General features: G+C 42.3%; 13 protein-coding genes. 2 read left to right on the top strand and 11 right to left on the bottom strand.

The window, feature by feature from the left end:
• Positions 1–10: 10 nt before the first annotated feature.
• Together DWX23_RS24170 and DWX23_RS24165 are read right to left on the bottom strand one after the other, a co-directional pair.
• On the bottom strand, positions 11–784 hold the full coding sequence (locus tag DWX23_RS24170; protein ID WP_122376391.1) for a DUF4493 domain-containing protein: 774 nt from the start codon (positions 782–784) through the stop codon (positions 11–13).
• 3 nt (positions 785–787) lie between these two features.
• Complete coding sequence (locus DWX23_RS24165) at positions 788–2,854, bottom strand: DUF4493 domain-containing protein (protein ID WP_158607120.1); 2,067 nt, start codon at positions 2,852–2,854, stop codon at positions 788–790.
• 307 nt (positions 2,855–3,161) lie between these two features.
• On the opposite strand from DWX23_RS24165, the gene DWX23_RS24160 reads away from it, so the two are divergent.
• On the top strand, positions 3,162–4,004 hold the full coding sequence (locus DWX23_RS24160) for an AraC family transcriptional regulator (protein WP_122376400.1): 843 nt from the start codon (positions 3,162–3,164) through the stop codon (positions 4,002–4,004).
• Between the two features lie 186 nt (positions 4,005–4,190).
• Here DWX23_RS24160 and DWX23_RS24155 read toward each other — a convergent pair whose 3' ends face one another.
• The 3 genes from DWX23_RS24155 to pckA all read right to left on the bottom strand — a co-directional run bounded on the left by DWX23_RS24155 (position 4,191) and on the right by pckA (position 8,659).
• Positions 4,191–5,729: a YifB family Mg chelatase-like AAA ATPase gene (locus tag DWX23_RS24155; RefSeq protein ID WP_122376389.1), complete on the bottom strand. Its 1,539-nt coding sequence runs from the start codon at positions 5,727–5,729 to the stop codon at positions 4,191–4,193.
• Between the two features lie 38 nt (positions 5,730–5,767).
• Positions 5,768–6,871 (bottom strand): TlpA disulfide reductase family protein, encoded by a 1,104-nt coding sequence (locus tag DWX23_RS24150; RefSeq protein ID WP_122376399.1) that lies wholly within the window; start codon positions 6,869–6,871, stop codon positions 5,768–5,770.
• 180 nt (positions 6,872–7,051) lie between these two features.
• A complete protein-coding gene (gene pckA, locus DWX23_RS24145) occupies positions 7,052–8,659 on the bottom strand; it encodes a phosphoenolpyruvate carboxykinase (ATP) (RefSeq protein WP_122353446.1) in 1,608 nt (535 codons plus the stop codon).
• A gap of 363 nt (positions 8,660–9,022) precedes the next feature.
• Here pckA and DWX23_RS24140 point away from each other — a divergent pair, with 363 nt between their 5' ends.
• On the top strand, positions 9,023–9,643 hold the full coding sequence (locus DWX23_RS24140) for an RNA polymerase sigma factor (RefSeq protein WP_122376388.1): 621 nt from the start codon (positions 9,023–9,025) through the stop codon (positions 9,641–9,643).
• 67 nt (positions 9,644–9,710) lie between these two features.
• Here the strand turns inward: DWX23_RS24140 and DWX23_RS24135 are convergent, their stop codons facing one another.
• The 6 genes from DWX23_RS24135 to DWX23_RS24115 are packed head-to-tail and all read right to left on the bottom strand — an operon-like array spanning position 9,711 to position 17,638.
• Positions 9,711–10,403, bottom strand: a complete 693-nt coding sequence (locus DWX23_RS24135) for a DUF1080 domain-containing protein (RefSeq protein WP_122353448.1) — start codon at positions 10,401–10,403, stop codon at positions 9,711–9,713.
• A gap of 21 nt (positions 10,404–10,424) precedes the next feature.
• Positions 10,425–11,765, bottom strand: coding sequence for a Gfo/Idh/MocA family protein (locus tag DWX23_RS24130; RefSeq protein WP_122376387.1), 1,341 nt, complete (start codon positions 11,763–11,765; stop codon positions 10,425–10,427).
• Between the two features lie 11 nt (positions 11,766–11,776).
• On the bottom strand, positions 11,777–13,186 hold the full coding sequence (locus DWX23_RS24125) for a BT_3987 domain-containing protein (RefSeq protein WP_122376386.1): 1,410 nt from the start codon (positions 13,184–13,186) through the stop codon (positions 11,777–11,779).
• Between the two features lie 15 nt (positions 13,187–13,201).
• The gene (locus tag DWX23_RS24120; RefSeq protein WP_122353451.1) at positions 13,202–15,058 is read right to left on the bottom strand and encodes a RagB/SusD family nutrient uptake outer membrane protein; all 1,857 of its coding nucleotides are present in this window, start codon (positions 15,056–15,058) and stop codon (positions 13,202–13,204) included.
• A gap of 11 nt (positions 15,059–15,069) precedes the next feature.
• Entirely contained in the window at positions 15,070–15,579 is a 510-nt protein-coding gene (locus DWX23_RS25235; RefSeq protein ID WP_233587768.1) for a hypothetical protein, read from the bottom strand.
• Positions 15,557–17,638, bottom strand: a complete 2,082-nt coding sequence (locus DWX23_RS24115; protein WP_233587766.1) for a SusC/RagA family TonB-linked outer membrane protein — start codon at positions 17,636–17,638, stop codon at positions 15,557–15,559. The genes DWX23_RS25235 and DWX23_RS24115 overlap by 23 nt, the downstream gene beginning before the upstream one ends.
• Positions 17,639–17,723: the final 85 nt, after the last annotated feature.

The following is a 17,723-nucleotide window of genomic DNA, read 5'->3' as shown; positions in this document are numbered from 1 at the left end:
CTATTTTTTTTCATTGAACAGTCATTTTAATAGTGAACGCCCTATCTGCAGAACGGGTAGAAAGAGCTTTTGTGCCATCCGTTGCTAATCCGATAGTAACAGTTACATAATCGTTTGCAACCGGAAATCTCTCATCCTTGTATTTTAATAGTTCATTGTAACTGATAGGTTCCTGATATTCCTTCTCTATTGCAGTAAAAGACAACCGGAGAGCGTCTGTTGGTTTTATATAAATCTCATCACTTTCTCCAGTTGGCGATAAGGTAAAATTATGACTTCCTCCGGCATTTCCATTTGTAAGACAAACACCCACTCCGGTTAAAGCATCCATCAACTCTTTTTCCAGCTTCACCTTTACACGAACCTGTTGCATCAGACAAGTCACCTCACATTTTGAAAAGAAATTTGCCTGAATCGTCAGATCTTTGTCTCCGGCATAGAAAGGAGTCGTTGCGACTTCCGGCATTTGAGTCTTTTCCGAAGATACAGCAACTGTATAATTTCCTTTTTCCAATCGCAACGTTCCACCCTCTTTCAGCTCCTGAAAAGTAACAAATTCCTTTTTATAGCCATTATCCTTTCCTGTTATGACTACGAAAAACTGATTCACGTCAACTCCCATAGCCTTTGTTATAACTGACAGGTTAGGTTGAGTCACTTCCAGATCCAGTGAGAAATAACCGTACTCACTTTCCGGCTGAACAGTCTCCTCTGCCTTCGAGCAAGCAGTAAACAGATTCACTATTCCCGCTAAAGCCAATATAATATATAATGTATATCTCATGATTTATTCCGTTATTTGAATTTTCAATTGAGTTTCCGAAGAATAAGACATGCCGCCCTCATCGTCTCCTGTTACTTTTATCTTATACTCATGGTAACCGACTGCGAGTTTCTTCACAAAATTCTCCAGATAGATCGTTGCCAAAGACCTACCAGCCAGGTCATCGTCCCAAATCAAACCGTCAAACTCCGATGTCTCTTTACGTTTCGTTTGAACAAGATCAATCTTATTCTCTTCAAATCCCGTCACTTCTGCCCATTCGCATTTCTGTATCTTCGCACCGTTCAGTCCCAATATATTCAGATAAAAATCATCAGGAGCCGTCCCTTTCTTTATACCGGGGAAACTACCATTCTCCGTAGAGAAAGACAGGGTAAACCTTTTATCCGTCGAGAATTTATTCTCAATCTCATATATTATCGGTTTTTCAACCAAATCGTGATTGATCGTTATCTCAATCTTCAAAGGCGGAACATCCAAAGGTTTCGCTTCCTGCGTGACCGTTATCTTCACCATTATATTGCGGACATCCTGGCTCGCTGTTAAGAGAAGGTCCGCACTACGCACTTCATTCTTATCATTCGGGGCAACTGTCAGTAACATACTTCCTTCTCGTTTCTCAGCCTTCAGCCAGTCGGCAGACGAAGAAATAGTCCAGTCTTTCTGGTTTGTTTCCACTTTATAAGCCTTAGCTGTAACACCGGCTGCAGGTAACTTCAGATCCGAGAAGTCGACATGGATATAAGGATCCTCCTCTTTGGCCTTTTGCTCAATACGAATGGTTACAGTCGTTATTTTATCTCCCTCACCGGCAGTAATAGCAACCTCTGCTTTACGGGCCAGAGAGGTTGCGTTTGCTTCGGCCGACAAAGTCAATGTTGTTGCATCTCCATCAGTACGAGTCACTTTCAACCACTCCTCAGCATTGTTTGTATAACTCCAGTCTTTCGTGCTTCTTACAGTGATTGTCTGCTCGAATGCATCGTTTGAAACGATCAGGTCGACAAGATCTACGGCAAGATCCGGCATATTGTCGATAACTTTCCCCTGTTGTGATACCTCTATATCAGCTGATAACGACTTGTTCCCACTGGTAGCCACCACCGTTACAGTTGTCTTACGAACCTCTTCTGTATTATTTTCTTTGGCTGTAAAAACAGCTTTTCCGTTCTGCTTTTCCACAGTAAGCCAATCGGCTGTCTTTGCGATGGTCCACTCTGAATTGGAAGTGACAGTAACACTTTGCGTCAGGTTATCGCTCGCTTCGAATAACAAACCTGCGACATCGACTGTAAGTGTAGGGTCTGGCGTAGAGGGTGGCGCAGGAACATCGGGAGTATCCGGGACATCCGGTGTATCCGGTATATCTGGCGTGTTTCCTCCTCCTTCATTACTTCCCAGTTTAAAATGCAGACGAACCAGGTCGCGAGGTAAAATATCGACCGAATTAGTAAAGGTATACTCCTTACTGGAAGTAGAAAACAGCATTTTCAGATTCAGTTTCTCCCCTTCTTTGTCCACCTGGAAATATCCGGCACGAGTTTCATCCTTTTTATATACCAGAGGAGATTCACCGGTGTGGCTGGTACTCATCGATACGGTATAATCGCTATATGCTTTCTTCAAATCGTCTGCATAATCGACTGTTACTTTGGCATTAGCCGGACGACAATCCAGTTTAACCTGAGTAGTCTCACCATTTTCAATTGAAAAGTTTGTTATTCCTTCCACATACAAAGAATCGAAAGCGGCCGGGACCAGCGTCCCCCATGTTGCCTGAGCCACATAATCACCTGCATCCAATGCCAATTTTTCAGGTTTCTCTCCAAAAAGGAAAGAGGTAACAATTTCTGAATCCTGAAGAATGTTTACAATATAGTCATTGACATTCTCCGGATCGGATGCAGTTTTCGTTTTACTGTAAGTAGCATCGGCATTTAAGTCTAACAAAACACATCCACTCCCTTCTTTCTTGCCCAAAGTACCCATATCATCTGCTGTACATGCAGATAATATGGAAATACCAAACAATAACGCCATAGTTCTCACAGAACTAAGCCTTCTCTTCATTTCTATTTCCCTCATCTACCTAATTTTATGGTTGTTTTTACAACCTTATATAATACTAGTGTTATATGCATTTTTTATCGGGTGCAAAGTAACCTTGAATTACAAAACCCTACAAGGTCTATTTATGCGATTTACTGTTCTTTTTTTTAGATATGTCTTAAAACATATTAACTAACACGCTTTATTATATACATTATTGGAGAAAAAGATATTATTCTAGTGTTCTATTTTTAAGAAAACGAATCAGCCTTTGAAAAATAATGAATACATTTGCATCGATATAAACAACAGGCAAATGGATACAAATATACCCAAGGAGCTACCGAAGCTCGATATTCCTGAAGACTGGATTGTCGGGAAAGATATCAGTCGTGAAATACTGAATATGTATACCAATTTTCCTTGCCGGCTAAAAGCCGGAATTTTTGTCCTTTGCATGGGGGGAGAAATTGAGGCTTTGATCGATACGACAAACTATCGGGTGAAAGCTAACGATTTTGTAACGATTTTACCGGGAAGCATCCTTCAGATCCTCAAAGTGACAGGTGAGTTAAATATCTATTTCTTAGGTTATTCCTCCCAGTTTATTATAGAGACAAACGTCATTAAAGCAACGGTCGATATATTTTATACAATAAAGACCTCGCCTGTTATCCCACTAAAAGACGAAGTCGCTCAAATCATCCGGGAACACCTGGATTTACTTGCCAAAACATATCTTACCTTTTACGGAAAGATCAGTAAAGAGGTCACCAAACATATGTTACTTACATTAGTTTATGGTCTGGGAGATTTATATAAAGATATCCGAACAAAAAAAACAGTGCTGGGGAAAAGCGAACAGATAACACACGATTTCACCCAACTGGTCATGCGACATTACAGCCAGGAACGAAACGTAGCCTTTTATGCTGAAAAACTAGGCATTACACAGGCACATCTAAGTACCACCATCCGACAAGTCACAGGAAAAACCTGCCTCGAAATTATCGCATCGATGGTGATTATGGATGCCAAAGCGCAATTGAAATCAACCGAAGCCTCCGTACAGAGCATTGCCTATTCGCTGAATTTTACTAATATGTCTTTTTTCGGTAAATATTTTAAACGACATGTCGGTATCAGCCCGCAGGAATATCGAAATAACTAAAGTTCTGTGAGAACTCGCGACGAAAGAACATTCTTGCCGGAAATACATTCGTTGTAGCATTTAGCAAGGAAATTTTCAGCCCACCCGGTAATAAAACAGTACATAGGTAACATCCAGGTAGAAATAAATAGCAAGTTCACCCGATTATCCCTCCATTAGTTCCTGCTAATAAAACCAACGACATCCCTATAATCCCCAACTCTCCCTATCCAGATTCCGGTAATTGATAGCTTCGGCGAGATGGCGGGTCTCTATGTTTTCGGAAGCATCGAGGTCGGCAATGGTACGGGAGACCTTCAGAATCCGATCGTAAGCACGGGCAGAAAGACTCAGGCGTTGCATAGCCGCTTTAAGAAGAGAGAGACAGGAAGCATCAGGTACCGCATATTTATGCAGAAGTGGTGTGGTCATCTGAGCATTACAATAAACACCTTCGTATTCTGCAAAACGCTTTTCCTGAATAGCACGGGCATTAACGACCCGTTCACGAACGGCAATGCTGGGTTCGGAAGGATGTTGTTCGGATATCTTTTCAAAAGGAACAGGAATGATCTCCACCTGTATGTCGATACGGTCGAGTAACGGCCCGGAAACACGATTCATATACTTCTGCACTGCTCCCGGCGGACAAAGACAAGGCCGATCCGGATGATTATAGTAGCCGCACGGACAAGGATTCATCGAAGCAACCAGCATAAAGCTGGCAGGATAATCGACAGAAAAACGAGCACGCGAAACCGTGATCTTCCGATCCTCCAATGGTTGCCGCATTACTTCCAGTACACTCCGGTTAAATTCCGGCAATTCGTCGAGGAACAATACCCCGTTATGCGCCAGACTTACTTCTCCCGGCTGCGGATAAGCTCCCCCTCCCACCATCGCCACATTCGAAATAGTATGATGCGGAGAGCGAAACGGCCGTTGTATCATCAGGGAAGTTTCTACCCCTATCTTTCCGGCTACAGAATGGATCTTGGTCGTTTCCAGTGATTCGTGCAGAGTGAATGGAGGAAGGATCGTCGATAACCGTTTCGCCAGCATTGACTTACCACTTCCCGGAGGGCCGATCATGATCAGGTTATGACCGCCGGCAGCTGCCACCTCCAAAGCACGTTTCACATTTTCCTGCCCACGTACATCTGAAAAATCAAACTCAAATTGTTCCTGACGAGCATAAAATTCCTCCCTCGTATTAACAATAGTCGGCTGCAGTTCACGTTTTCCACTCATGAACTCGATTACTTCTTTGATAGTTGAAGCTCCATATACTTCCAGGTTATTGACCACCGCTGCCTCACGCGCATTTTGTTTAGGAAGAATAAATCCTCTGAATCCCTCTTCCCGCGCCTTGATAGCAATAGGTAACACACCTTTCACCGGCTGCAGGCTCCCATCGAGCGAAAGTTCTCCCATCAAAATAAATTTATCCAACCGGGAAGCATCCAACTCTTCAGCAGCGGCCAATATACCGACTGCCAGCGGCAAGTCATAGGCAGAACCTTCCTTCCGGATATCGGCAGGTGCCATGTTTATCACAATACGATTACGAGGGAATTTGTATCCACTTACCTGAAGCGCAGAAATTATACGTTCGTGACTTTCACGGACGGCTATGTCAGGAAGACCTACCAGAAAAAACTGAATCCCCTTCGTACAATTTACTTCAATGGTGACAATAGTTGCAGAGATGCCCTGCACCGCGGCTGCATAAGATTTTACTAACATAATTAATGATTTTGGTTGGATGTTTATAATTTGTTATCTCATTTCTCTATCAGTTTTTCCAGTGTTTGTTGAATCTCCACACCATTGTCCGTTTTCATGATGATCTTTCCGTCTTCATCAATCAGGAAACAGCGGGGAAGTGTATTTACATTATATAAATCGACCAGCATCGTCGCCTGTCCGGCAGAGTCGGTCACCAGGTTCCAGTCGATACTATCTTTTGACAGCAGTTTACGAACTTCCTGCGGGTCGTCATCCAAACTGATCAGCAACATATCCACCTTTTCCTTCGGATATTTCATAGCAACTTTATCCAGGAACAGATCTTCCGTCTGGCACATATCACACCAGGGAGCCGTGAAAGCAAGTAACAGATATCGCTGAGGGAATGAATCCAGGCTCACAGTATGTCCGTATACATTCTTTACATTAAATCCGGGAGCTTCGGCACCCAGTGAAGTACGCTGTGCCTTGGCACTATACTCCTGCAGTTTACGTATCAGATAGAAATCTTTCAGTTTCGGACTCAACACGGCCAGCAATTCATCCATTTTACGGGTATCATCCGGATTCATGAAATAATATTGCAGCAAAACAGCTGAAGCTTCCTCATCCGGATGCTCCTGAATATACTCCATCGCCCGCTCACTCAAGGTATGATTTACATTTGTCAGGCGTGACGGTATATCTGTCTCTTCTGTCGTATTTGTATAACTTCCCTTATTGGTCAGTATCTTGATCAAATCAGCCTGTTCCTTCAGTAAGGGACTGACACTCTTCCTGTAAGAGTTCAACTGATCGTTGATCCGTCCGCCTTTTACCTGTAACAGGGCCGGATAAAGAGCATCACCGGTTATTGTCACTTTCTCCCCTTTTATCAGGTAAGCGGTAGTCCAGCTTTTTTTATGATCGAAGAAGATCGTAACTGTATTGAAGTCGCCTTCGTTCCGTTTCAGAGAAAATTGTCCGGGTTTTTCACACGTGACGGTATCGACGACTTTGTTATTGTCATTTTCAAAAACGGCATACAACGTCTCATCTTCCAAATTAGACAATTTGCCTTCTATTCGGTAAGAAACGTCCTTGCCGCACGACGACAAAAACAATGCGACTCCGAAAATCAATAATAAATGCTTTATCATTATACCTTTAAACCCCACAATAACGGATAATTTGGGGTAAAGATAATAATAGATTTTAAAACAAACTAACATTTATGATAAAATTAATATAGATATATAAAAAAAGCACAGAACAAAATGTTCTGCGCTTTTTGATTTTTTACACTTAACCTTCGGTAGGAAATACCTCGGGCAAATAAATTACAATTTCGGACCAGCAGCAACCAAAGCCTTACCAGCTTCGTTACCAGTGAACTTAGCGAAGTTCTTCTGGAAACGTGCAGCCAAATCTTTCGCTTTTTCATCCCACTGTGCAGGATCAGCGTAAGTGTCACGAGGATCAAGGATCTTCGGATCAACACCCGGCAATTCTGTAGGAACAGTAAAATCGAAATAAGGAATAGTCTTTGTCGGAGCTTTGTCGATAGAACCATCCAGGATAGCATCGATAATACCTCTTGTATCTTTGATAGAGATACGTTTTCCGCTACCGTTCCAACCTGTGTTAACCAAATAAGCCTTAGCACCAGTCATTTCCATTTTCTTAACCAGTTCCTGACCGTATTTAGTCGGGTGCAATGACAAGAATGCTGCACCGAAACAAGCTGAGAATGTAGGAGTCGGTTCAGTGATACCACGTTCTGTACCAGCCAATTTAGCTGTGAAACCAGAAAGGAAGTAGTACTGAGTCTGTTCCGGAGTCAGGATAGATACCGGAGGCAATACACCGAATGCATCAGCAGACAGGAAGATAACCTGTTTTGCGTGCGGGCCTTTAGAAACCGGCTTAACGATGTTTTCGATATGATAGATAGGATAAGAAACACGTGTGTTTTCTGTAACAGACTTGTCAGAGAAGTCGATAGCGCCGTTAGCGTCTACTGTACAGTTTTCCAACAGAGCGTCACGTTTGATAGCGTTCCAGATATCCGGTTCGTTTTCCTGGCTCAAGTTGATAGTCTTAGCATAGCAACCACCTTCGAAGTTGAATACACCGTCGTTATCCCATCCGTGTTCGTCATCACCGATTAACAGACGTTTCGGGTCAGTTGACAATGTAGTTTTACCTGTACCTGACAAACCGAAGAAGATAGCCGAGCTCTTGCCTTCTTTGTCTGTGTTAGCAGAACAGTGCATAGAAGCCATACCCTGCAGAGGCAACAGATAGTTCATGTAAGAGAACATACCTTTCTTCATTTCACCACCGTACCAAGTATTCAGGATAACCTGGATCTTTTCAGTCAGGTTGAATACAACAGCAGTTTCAGAGTTCAAGCCAAGTTCTTTATAGTTTTCAACTTTAGCTTTAGAAGCATTCATGATAACGAAATCAGGTTCACCGAAGTTAGCCAATTCTTCAGCAGAAGGACGGATGAACATATTTGTTACGAAATGAGCCTGCCATGCTACTTCCATGATGAAACGCAGTTTCAGACGGCTGTTTTCGTTAGCACCGCAGAATGCGTCAACAACGAACAATCTCTTGTTAGAAAGTTCTTTTGTTGCTAATTCTTTACAAGCCTTCCAGCATTTTTCGTCTACTGGTTTGTTATCATTTTTATATTCTTCAGATGTCCACCATACAGTGTTTTCGCTGGTAGCATCCTTTACAAAGAATTTATCTTTAGGAGAACGTCCTGTATAAACGCCAGTCATAACGTTTACAGCACCCATATCAGTTACCTGACCTTTTTCGAAACCTTCCAGACCTGGTTTTGTTTCTTCTGCGAACAGAACTTCATAAGACGGATTGTGTACAATTTCTGTCACACCTGTGATTCCGTACTTGCTTAAATCTAAATTAGCCATTCTTGATAATAATTTAAATGATTGACTTTATATAACTTTTCTCTCTCTCGAAATTAAAAAATAATAGAACTAATACCTGTTTGTAACCTGCTGTTACCCCGCCTTGTTAAGACCGGTACAAAAGTAATATTTTTTTTTATAGCTGATACTCTATTAAGGAAATTTTTCAGTAATAATTGCTCTTTTCCATGCAATTAACAATCAGGGTAGTCTATTTGTCAACTACACTTTACAATCTGCGACAGAAGTGTCAACCAAAGTAGTCACTTGGAAAAAAGTGAATATATTTACAGAAAAAGATGAGTAGTTTTTCCCAATCTTTGTGTTCTGATTCTGAACAAGGTCTAACCACGTAGCATTCTTATGAGAAAAAACACTGAGTCAACCCCCGTGACTGCAAAAGAGAGATACTCAGATCAGATAATCTGGGAGAATTTTCTTTGTGGAGATGATGAAGCTTATACATATATTTATAGAGAGTACTCGCAGGCATTATATGCTTATGGCATGCATTTTACCTCTGATAAAGGGCTGGTAGAAGATTGTATACAGGATGTGTTCGTAAAGATATTTCAGAACCGCAAACATCTCCAGTCTACGGACAATATCAAACTATATCTTTTCATATCCTTGAAAAACAAGCTATTTAACATATTCAGAAAAGATATAAAATACAGTCAGATCGATTCGCTGGAACCTGTTTTTGCAGCAGAATATACGATTGAGGATGAGATTATCGAAAATGAAAAAGAACAATTCCTGAATGAGAAAATGATCCGGATGCTCGAGGTTTTATCGCCACGCCAGAAGGAAATCATCTATTATCGTTTTGTAGAAGGATTATCTTATGAAGAGATTTGCCAGATCATGGATATGAATTACCAATCTACCCAGAATCTGATACAAAGGTCTTTAAAAAAGCTGCGTACCACTTTCTCACGGGCAGAAATGCAATTTGTTCTGTTCCTTCTTATCAGTATATAACTTACAATTGCCTATAAAACAATTCATCAGTAATCTGTCGTTTGTTTTATAAGCAATTGCGTGGTTCTCAATCGAGAACTTTTATACGGATATATCTGAACCTGACTACCGAGTCGTGTCCCAGGAAAGCGATGTGACCACATGAATTACGCAATCCGGACTGTACCTTATCATACGGAATATCCTTAATCACTTTCTTGATATTCGTATCGAGAATGACCGTCCCATTCAATATGATCTTAATATTGGCTCCCCGGGCTATCACTTCCTGTTGATTCCATTCGCCCACCGGTTTTAAATACCCGCGCTTGGCCGGAGCATAATTATATAAACCTCCGTGATACTGGTAGGGCTTCAGGTCCTTATATTGAGGATCGTCATTATCCAGTATCTGAAGTTCCATACCCAAATAACCTTCCGGAACTATGATATGCCGAAGCCCCAATCCGTTATTTGCTCCGGGTGTCAGTTGAAATTCAAATTTCAATACGAAGTTACAGTAACTATCCTCCGAATAAAGATTACCGAATCCCGAGGCTTTTTTAGCAATACAACCGTTTTCCAATATATACTCATCAGAGTTGTTAATCCATCCATCCAGAGTAGTTCCGTCAAACAACAACCGGTAACCATCCTTCTTCTCCTGCTCCGATAACCGGTATGGAACAACTGTTTCCGCTGTCGATGGAAGAACCGGATTCGATGCGAACAAAGGACAGCTTATTAGCAACAATAAGACTGCATATCCTATAATTTTCATAGACAAATCTCCTTTTAAAGTTTATTTTTTTCTTTCTTTCAGATTCTCAGCATCCCAATAAACAGCCTCTCCCCGTTCATAACTTTCATAACTCAACAAGGCCGGAGCAGCGGATCTTACAGAAAACATGACATCACAAACAAGCGGGGTTTTATTACGGATACCCGTAAAAAAGTTTTCAAAATGATCATAATGCCCACCCTTATAGTCCGATGAAGCAATGAATTCTATCTCCTTTTCCGATTTGATAACCGGCGTATCAATCCCCTGTCCTATCGGCTCCAATGCTTGCAAGAAGGCCATATCAGCCTTATGCAACGTTTTTAAAGTAACCTTATCCCATGCCACATCGAGAGTTCCTTCCGAACCGACAATACGAAAGTCCATACTTCCCCATTTACGGGAAACACCGTCGACATAGTTTGCACCCAACTGTACGGTGAATGCTCCCAGATCCTCTCTGTCCGGATAATCCAGATAAGCAAGCATCACATCAGGAGTATCCCGGTATCCGTCTGTATAATGCCGGATACCACCTGTCGTATAAACTTTTTCCGGACCAATAGCATCAGTTATATAGTGAAGGCTTGCCAGCACATGCACGAACAGATCTCCGGCAATGCCGGTTCCGTAATCTTTCCAGTTCCTCCAATAAAAGAAACGTTGGGGATCAAATTTATGCTTAGGTGCATTTCCTAAGAACCGTTTCCACCAGATTGTTTTTTCAGAAGCATTATCAGCTACCGGATAATATCCCAATGTTCCCGGAGCACCCGTAAACTGCCCGTCTATAAAATTGACTTTGCCGATAGCCCCGGATCGCAACAGTTGCCGGGCTTTTCTATTCCCTAAAGAAGCCATACCCTGACTCCCGGCCTGAAAATACATACCGCTTACCCGTTGCGCATCGATCAGTTTTTCTGCCTCACTGATTTTATGGATAACCGGCTTTTCACAATATACATGCTTACCAGCTTTCATGGCAGCAATGGCAATGGGTTGATGCCAATGGTCGGGAGTTCCGATCAGTACGGCATCGACATCGCTACGTTTCAGAATATCATTATAATCTTTTGTTGTGAAAATATGATCTCCCCACTGTTTTTTAGCATCCTCCAAACGCGTTTCATAAACATCACATACGGCCGTGATCTTTACCCCTGGTACCCGTAAAGCACAATTCGCATCAGCAGTCCCCATTCCGCCTTTACCGATTAAAGCAATGCGTATCTCGCGGGAACCGACAGATTCCCCATTTCCAACCACTCCGGAAGAGTTTCCCTCCGCCAGGAGTTGGGGAGCTGAAGGTAATAATATACCTCCAGCCATCATTTGTTTAATAAAAGTTCTTCTATTTGACATAACATCTGTTATTAAATACCCCAACCATTAATCTCTGCTACCTGGCAAACCGCACCACTTGCTTTGCCCAATGCCGGATCTGCATATTCAAATGCATCCGTAATAACAAAACGGATATAATTGGCTTGTTGCATTGAGAAATCCAGTTCCATTGAACGATTCTCCAGATTGCTTTTGCGGCTCCAATCTACAATTTTTGTCCAAGTCTCACCATCTGTGCTAACTTCAAAATAGCCTGATTTGATATTTCCCAGTGATTCATCTTCCGGCAACTGGAATCCCAAACGATATAAACTACAACTCTCCTGCAAGTTTATAGTGACAAAATAAGGAAATTCTATCGGCTTGATAGCCCTTGTACACCAATAAGTGTTATTATTATTATCCAGTAGATTATCCGGTATATCCATCGACGAAGCGTTCTCGACTTCATCCGTAATAATAGAATTACACTCTTCTATCGTCCAGTCGGTTTTCTCCATAACCGGGGGCTGGATAGAGATCGGATAGATTGTAACATCCGCCTCCGGATCGATTCCGTACTTTGAGACAGAAGCTATTTTGAGAGGAAGGGCATAGTACCCGAAAGCATAATTATTTTCATCTACTTTAAATGCTTTCTCCTCCAATGTGATCTTTAGATATTCATAATCCCGGTTCTTTTTCAGGATACAAGTCGAACGATCTATCGTATACGCACCTTCCGGCAGTAATTTATATTTTCGGGCACCTGCACTCAGGGAACCGTTATATTCATCCAGTGCAGCTGAATTCACCTCGACATCATAAGAAATATCCCAGTCATTATAATAATTGACCTGTACCTTAGGATAAATGACCAAAACATCATCATCATCCGTTTTTATACTGAACTCAGATCCCGTCCTGTATATACCCGGAGTTTCGAAACCGATATAAGGCTGATAAACAGAAGGCTTGATCAGAATCTGCGCCTTATCCTCCTCTGCGATCCGAATATCCGCGTTATCGGTCACCAACAAACAGGGCAGTACATATTGCAAACCATCGTTGCCCAGATCAGTCAGGGAGGCGGGATCAAAATCAATCAGAAAGAACTTTCTGTAATCATCTTCCGTAAAAGATAAACTCCCCTCTTTCAGCGAATAACAATTATCCGGCATCAGTTTATAATCGGTACCGTTCGTTTCGTTATAAGCAGCCAAAATGGATTCATCCACCGACAGGCGGACGGTTGCGGAATGATTTCCTTTACCACTCTTTATCACAGGCAGTTCATAGGTAAAAGTACCCCAATTAAAGACCTTAGCTTCCAGCAACCCTGATTTTTGCAGATAAAGCTGATCATCCAATTCATCCGCATCCCTGTATTCGTCACATGAAACAAACCACAACGAGAATACCGATAAGGCCATCAGAAATATATTATATTTGAATTTCATATTCTTCATTTTTTATTACCAACCATAATTTTGTGTCAAATTCTGCATTTCATTCAATTGCTCCTGAGGAATAGGGAACAGATAATTTTTGTCTGTGAATACCCTGTCTCCTGAAGCCCAGATAGACGTTGTCCTGTGCCATGAGTCTTCATAATTTTTCGCAGCGACATTCCTTGTCCATACTTTTCCGTTCAGAACATCTTTAGCGGTCATCCACCGGCGAAGGTCCGGTAGCCGGAGTGTCTCGAATGCCAATTCGACCATACGTTCTTTCTGTATAAGCTCACGAAGTAAGTTTTTATTTCCTTTGACTTCCGGATAAGCATCCTCCAGTTTATTCAAACCGGAACGTTCACGAACCAGGTTGATATACTTCAAAGCTTCGGCCTCATCCCGGTTCGGTTTTTCGTTACAGGCTTCCGCATAGTTCAGATAAATTTCACCTAAACGAAAGATCGGAGCGACCAATTGCCCCCAGTTCCCCTGGTCCGTATTCAAAGTCGGGTCGGTCATTCTGCGCCAGGAATATCCGACCTTCACGCAATCGCCACTACCTGAATAGGAAGAAGTACCTCCATCAAAAAATGTAACAGCCTCTTTTCTCATCGCCGGATTCAGCCACGGGAACCCATTCGCTAAAACAGAAGCATAAAAACGAGCGTCACGCCCGACACAACTGTTATGTGCTTTTACAAGCAGGAAAGTATCCAACGGATGTTTATAACTATCCTTAAAACCATCTTCCACATAACCGGATTTCGAGTCTATAACCGGAGAACCATCCGCATTATATCCCGTGACAGGGAAGCGCCCTGAAGCAGCCATAGGATAAGTATCGACCAAACGGATAGAAGGGCAATATCCACCATAACCGGTCTTACAGAACTGGGGAGGATTACAACGAACAACAATGAACATTCCATCAGTTTGCCATTGTCCCCAAATAAGTTCTTTATTCCATTTTTCCAATGTTATCGCCATATACGAACGGATTGCCCGTTTGAACGGATCTGTTTCTGTCGTGTTCCGTACCAGATCATAAATTCCCAGATCGATGACAGCCTTAGCTGCATCAGCCGCCTTTTGCCACTTTTCTAGGTCCGGTGACTGCGGGAATAATAATTCTCCGTCTTTATTCTGCATTCCCTTATACAGAGAACAGCCATTGAACAGCGGACTTGCCATATACAACAGGAAACGGGCCTTAGCAGCCAACACAACTCCTTTCGTTACACGCCCGTACCAACTGAGATCCGTAATCTGTAAAGGTAAAATCTCTGCGGCCTTATCATATTCTTCCAGCACAAACTGCACATTTGCTTCCAGCGGATGGCGATCAACATCTTCCGCATGAATACTGGAATCAGAATCCTGGTCTCCCCAAACATAAACCGGTCCGTACCGATCTATTAAGAGTGTATAGAAATAAGCTCTCAAAAAACGAGCCTCCGCCTTCATTATATCTTTTTCTTTCTGGGTCAATTCCACACACTCATCTACGTGGTTCATAAATACGGTAGCCTGATTAATGGCCTGATACATATTTTTCCAGATCGCATAGGAGGTAGTCGTGACACTCCATGTCCCATTCAAAAAACTATGGTACCCCAATCCGGACATCCAGGAAAACAGAGCTTCATCACTCATGGGGATATTAGCACCGACAGCATTTTCATGCCAATTATATGTCTGGGGAACAAAGCCATACACTTGTGCCAGATATTGTTCGGTTGTGGAACGTTTATTGAATACTTCCTCCAGTTTAATCTGATTATCCAACTCTACATCCAGAAAACCATCACAACCGGTAAACAACATGCCGATCATGCATAACAGACTGATTACTGTATATCTATGCTTATATTTTTTCATATGCTTAATAATTAAAAGTTAACATTCATTCCTATGGCAGCCGTACGCATTTGGGGATATAGTCCTCCGGTTCCGGTATTCAGTTCCGGATCCCATAATTTGAAGCCGCTAAACGTCAGCAGATTGACACCCTGTATATAAAAACGTATCGTCGAAAGACCTATCTTTTGTATCAGTTCTTTAGGTAATGAATATCCTATCTCCGCATTTTTCAAACGGATATAGCTCATATCGCGCCACCAAAAGGAAGACTGTTGCTTATTATTGTCAAAGGCCGACATCCACATACGGGGATATTTCGCATTCGGATCCGGATTCCATTCAGTCCAACGGTTCTCTGCTACCTCTTCATAGAAGTTTCCAAGAGACAGAATACTGCCGTCACTACCGTACACCTGGCTTCCTCCGATCATACGTCCTACATGGGTAGCTCCCTGAAAGAATACGGATAAATCAAAACGTCTCCATCGCAGGCTCACACCGAAACCATAGTTGATCTCAGGGATTGTCGTATATCCCATCGGAACCCGGTCGTTTGAGTCGATAATCCCGTTCCCGTCTATATCCCGGTATTTGATATCTCCCGGACGTACCGGACCGAAGGTTTGTGTCGGACAAGTTGTTGGTATATTCCCGGATATTGAATAAAAACAGGCCATTCACCCGATGGTCATCATTAAATAACTGATCGTATGTAAGCGATGTTTCAAAGTTCCAGGTCTGTGCCCCTCTGTTAGAGCGAGCCAGAGAAAGGAAATCATTACCGTCGCGGTTCTGATGTAAAATCAGATTTCCTTCCTTATCTCTTCCCAGGGCATCGTATGTAACCGGCGACTTACGCTTATCCAGAGTCGATTCATTACGGGCATCCCATGAGAATTTTGCATTCCCTTTTAAACCGGGAGTAATAAATGAAAAATCCTGTGTCAGGCTGATCAAAGATTGAGCATTGTTCCAGAAATCAGCAGAATAACCTGTATAGTTCAGATCCAGATAAGGATTAGTCCCTACAATAGGGCGGGACAAGCTGCCATCTGAAAATACGGGAACAACAGCAACGGAAGGTACGGCCAATGTATTCTCATAAACACTTTCCATTGCAACCCCTAAACGGTTCTTAATTTCATATTGGTTCGACAACGAAAGACTCAGTTCCGTCAACCGGGTCACATTAATATCGACATTAGCCCGGAAATTGATTTTTTTGTATCCGACCTGGGGATCATACTGAGGGTTCTTCACCGGTTTAAAAATACCATTCTCACTATAAAACGAACCGGCAACATAATAGCGGACACTTTTACCTCCTCCCGAAACATTGACATTCGCACGGATATTATTCGATATATTGCGGAACGTCGTATCCCACCAGTCCACATTCGGATACAAATCCGGATCCGTATGATTGACATATTTATCATATTTCATCGGTTGATAAGCCAATTGACCATTTCCCTGTAATGTGATGTCATTATAATAGTCCATCCATTGGGAGGCATTCGCCATTTTAGGTGTTACGGTCGGATTGGAAATCCCATATTCCACCCGGGCATTGATAGCCGGTTTTGCCTCTCTTCCCCGTTTTGTCGTGATCAGGACAATCCCGTTTGCACCACGCACTCCATACAATGCCGTAGCTGTCGCATCCTTCAAGATAGAAAAAGTCGCAATATCTTCCGGATCGACCAAATCCATCGAACGTTCTATCCCGTCCACCAGGATAAGCGGTGTATTGTTTGCCCCGAAAGAGCTGATACCCCGTATCCAGAAGTCGGCTCCGGCACCGGGTTCCCCCGTACGTTGTATGGCTACAATACCAGCCATCTGCCCGGCCAGACTTGTACTCAGCTTCGCCACAGGTACCTGAAGCTGTTCAGAAGTAATGGTAGATATAGCACCTATCACACTAGCCTTCTTTTGCTTACCGTAAGCAACAACGGTAACCTCTTCCAATTCATCTACTTTAGGTTTCATTCTGATCACAACATCATTTTGGTTACCGATAACTACTTCCTGATCTTCCATTCCCAGATAAGAAATGACTAACTTATCCGATTTGTTCACTTCCAGTTCGAAAGAGCCGTCCAGGTCAGTCGTCACACCACGGGTACTTCCCGCAACCAGGATAGCAGCTCCCGGCAACGGTTCACCAAAGTCATCCAGCACCTTCCCCCGAAAAGTACTTTTGTTCTGGGCTTTCAGTGGCAACGGACCGATCAAACCGTTATCCTTTTTCTTAGAGATAAATATCTGACGGTCTTTTATAACATAGGTATTATCCGTTCCCTCGAACAACTGTTTCAATATAACTTCCACAGTCTGATCAGTGATATCCAATTTCACCTTCCGGTTAATATCCAACACACCATCATAATAGAAAAATACATATTCACTTTGTTTTTCTATTTCAGAGAAGATTTCCTGTACAGTCTTATTGTTCGCTTTCAAAGACAATGTCGTCGATTGCGAATAAGTATCATTAGCCAAACTTGCATTTATTCCCAAGATCAGGAATATAGCGGCGATTTTCATAATGCGATATTTAACACTCCAGTAATTGGAGAATCGTTTATTTACCATATCTTTGTATTGATTTTTAAATGGTTATTTTCAACTAGTTAATTTAAAGATCCAACCGGATAACATGGCAGTGTTATCCGGTTTT

The sequence above is a fragment of the Parabacteroides sp. AF18-52 genome (genome assembly GCF_003479145.1).
GTDB classification, from domain to species: Bacteria; Bacteroidota; Bacteroidia; order Bacteroidales; family Tannerellaceae; genus Parabacteroides; species Parabacteroides faecis.
The sequence above is the reverse complement of the archived record's forward strand: the minus strand, read 5'-3'. Positions and strand labels throughout refer to the sequence as shown.

What these genes read in the sequence shown, in the direction of transcription:
- DWX23_RS24130 (WP_122376387.1), bottom strand. Translation starts at nt 11,765, where the DNA reads ATGTCAAATAGAAGAACTTTTATTAAACAAATGATGGCTGGAGGTATA.
- DWX23_RS25235 (WP_233587768.1), bottom strand. Translation starts at nt 15,579, where the DNA reads ATGGGATATACGACAATCCCTGAGATCAACTATGGTTTCGGTGTGAGC.
- DWX23_RS24135 (WP_122353448.1), bottom strand. Translation starts at nt 10,403, where the DNA reads ATGAAAATTATAGGATATGCAGTCTTATTGTTGCTAATAAGCTGTCCT.
- DWX23_RS24120 (WP_122353451.1), bottom strand. Translation starts at nt 15,058, where the DNA reads ATGAAAAAATATAAGCATAGATATACAGTAATCAGTCTGTTATGCATG.
- DWX23_RS24115 (WP_233587766.1), bottom strand. Translation starts at nt 17,638, where the DNA reads ATGGTAAATAAACGATTCTCCAATTACTGGAGTGTTAAATATCGCATT.
- DWX23_RS24155 (WP_122376389.1), bottom strand. Translation starts at nt 5,729, where the DNA reads ATGTTAGTAAAATCTTATGCAGCCGCGGTGCAGGGCATCTCTGCAACT.
- DWX23_RS24170 (WP_122376391.1), bottom strand. Translation starts at nt 784, where the DNA reads ATGAGATATACATTATATATTATATTGGCTTTAGCGGGAATAGTGAAT.
- pckA (WP_122353446.1), bottom strand. Translation starts at nt 8,659, where the DNA reads ATGGCTAATTTAGATTTAAGCAAGTACGGAATCACAGGTGTGACAGAA.
- DWX23_RS24140 (WP_122376388.1), top strand. Translation starts at nt 9,023, where the DNA reads ATGAGAAAAAACACTGAGTCAACCCCCGTGACTGCAAAAGAGAGATAC.
- DWX23_RS24165 (WP_158607120.1), bottom strand. Translation starts at nt 2,854, where the DNA reads ATGAAGAGAAGGCTTAGTTCTGTGAGAACTATGGCGTTATTGTTTGGT.
- DWX23_RS24150 (WP_122376399.1), bottom strand. Translation starts at nt 6,871, where the DNA reads ATGATAAAGCATTTATTATTGATTTTCGGAGTCGCATTGTTTTTGTCG.
- DWX23_RS24125 (WP_122376386.1), bottom strand. Translation starts at nt 13,186, where the DNA reads ATGAAATTCAAATATAATATATTTCTGATGGCCTTATCGGTATTCTCG.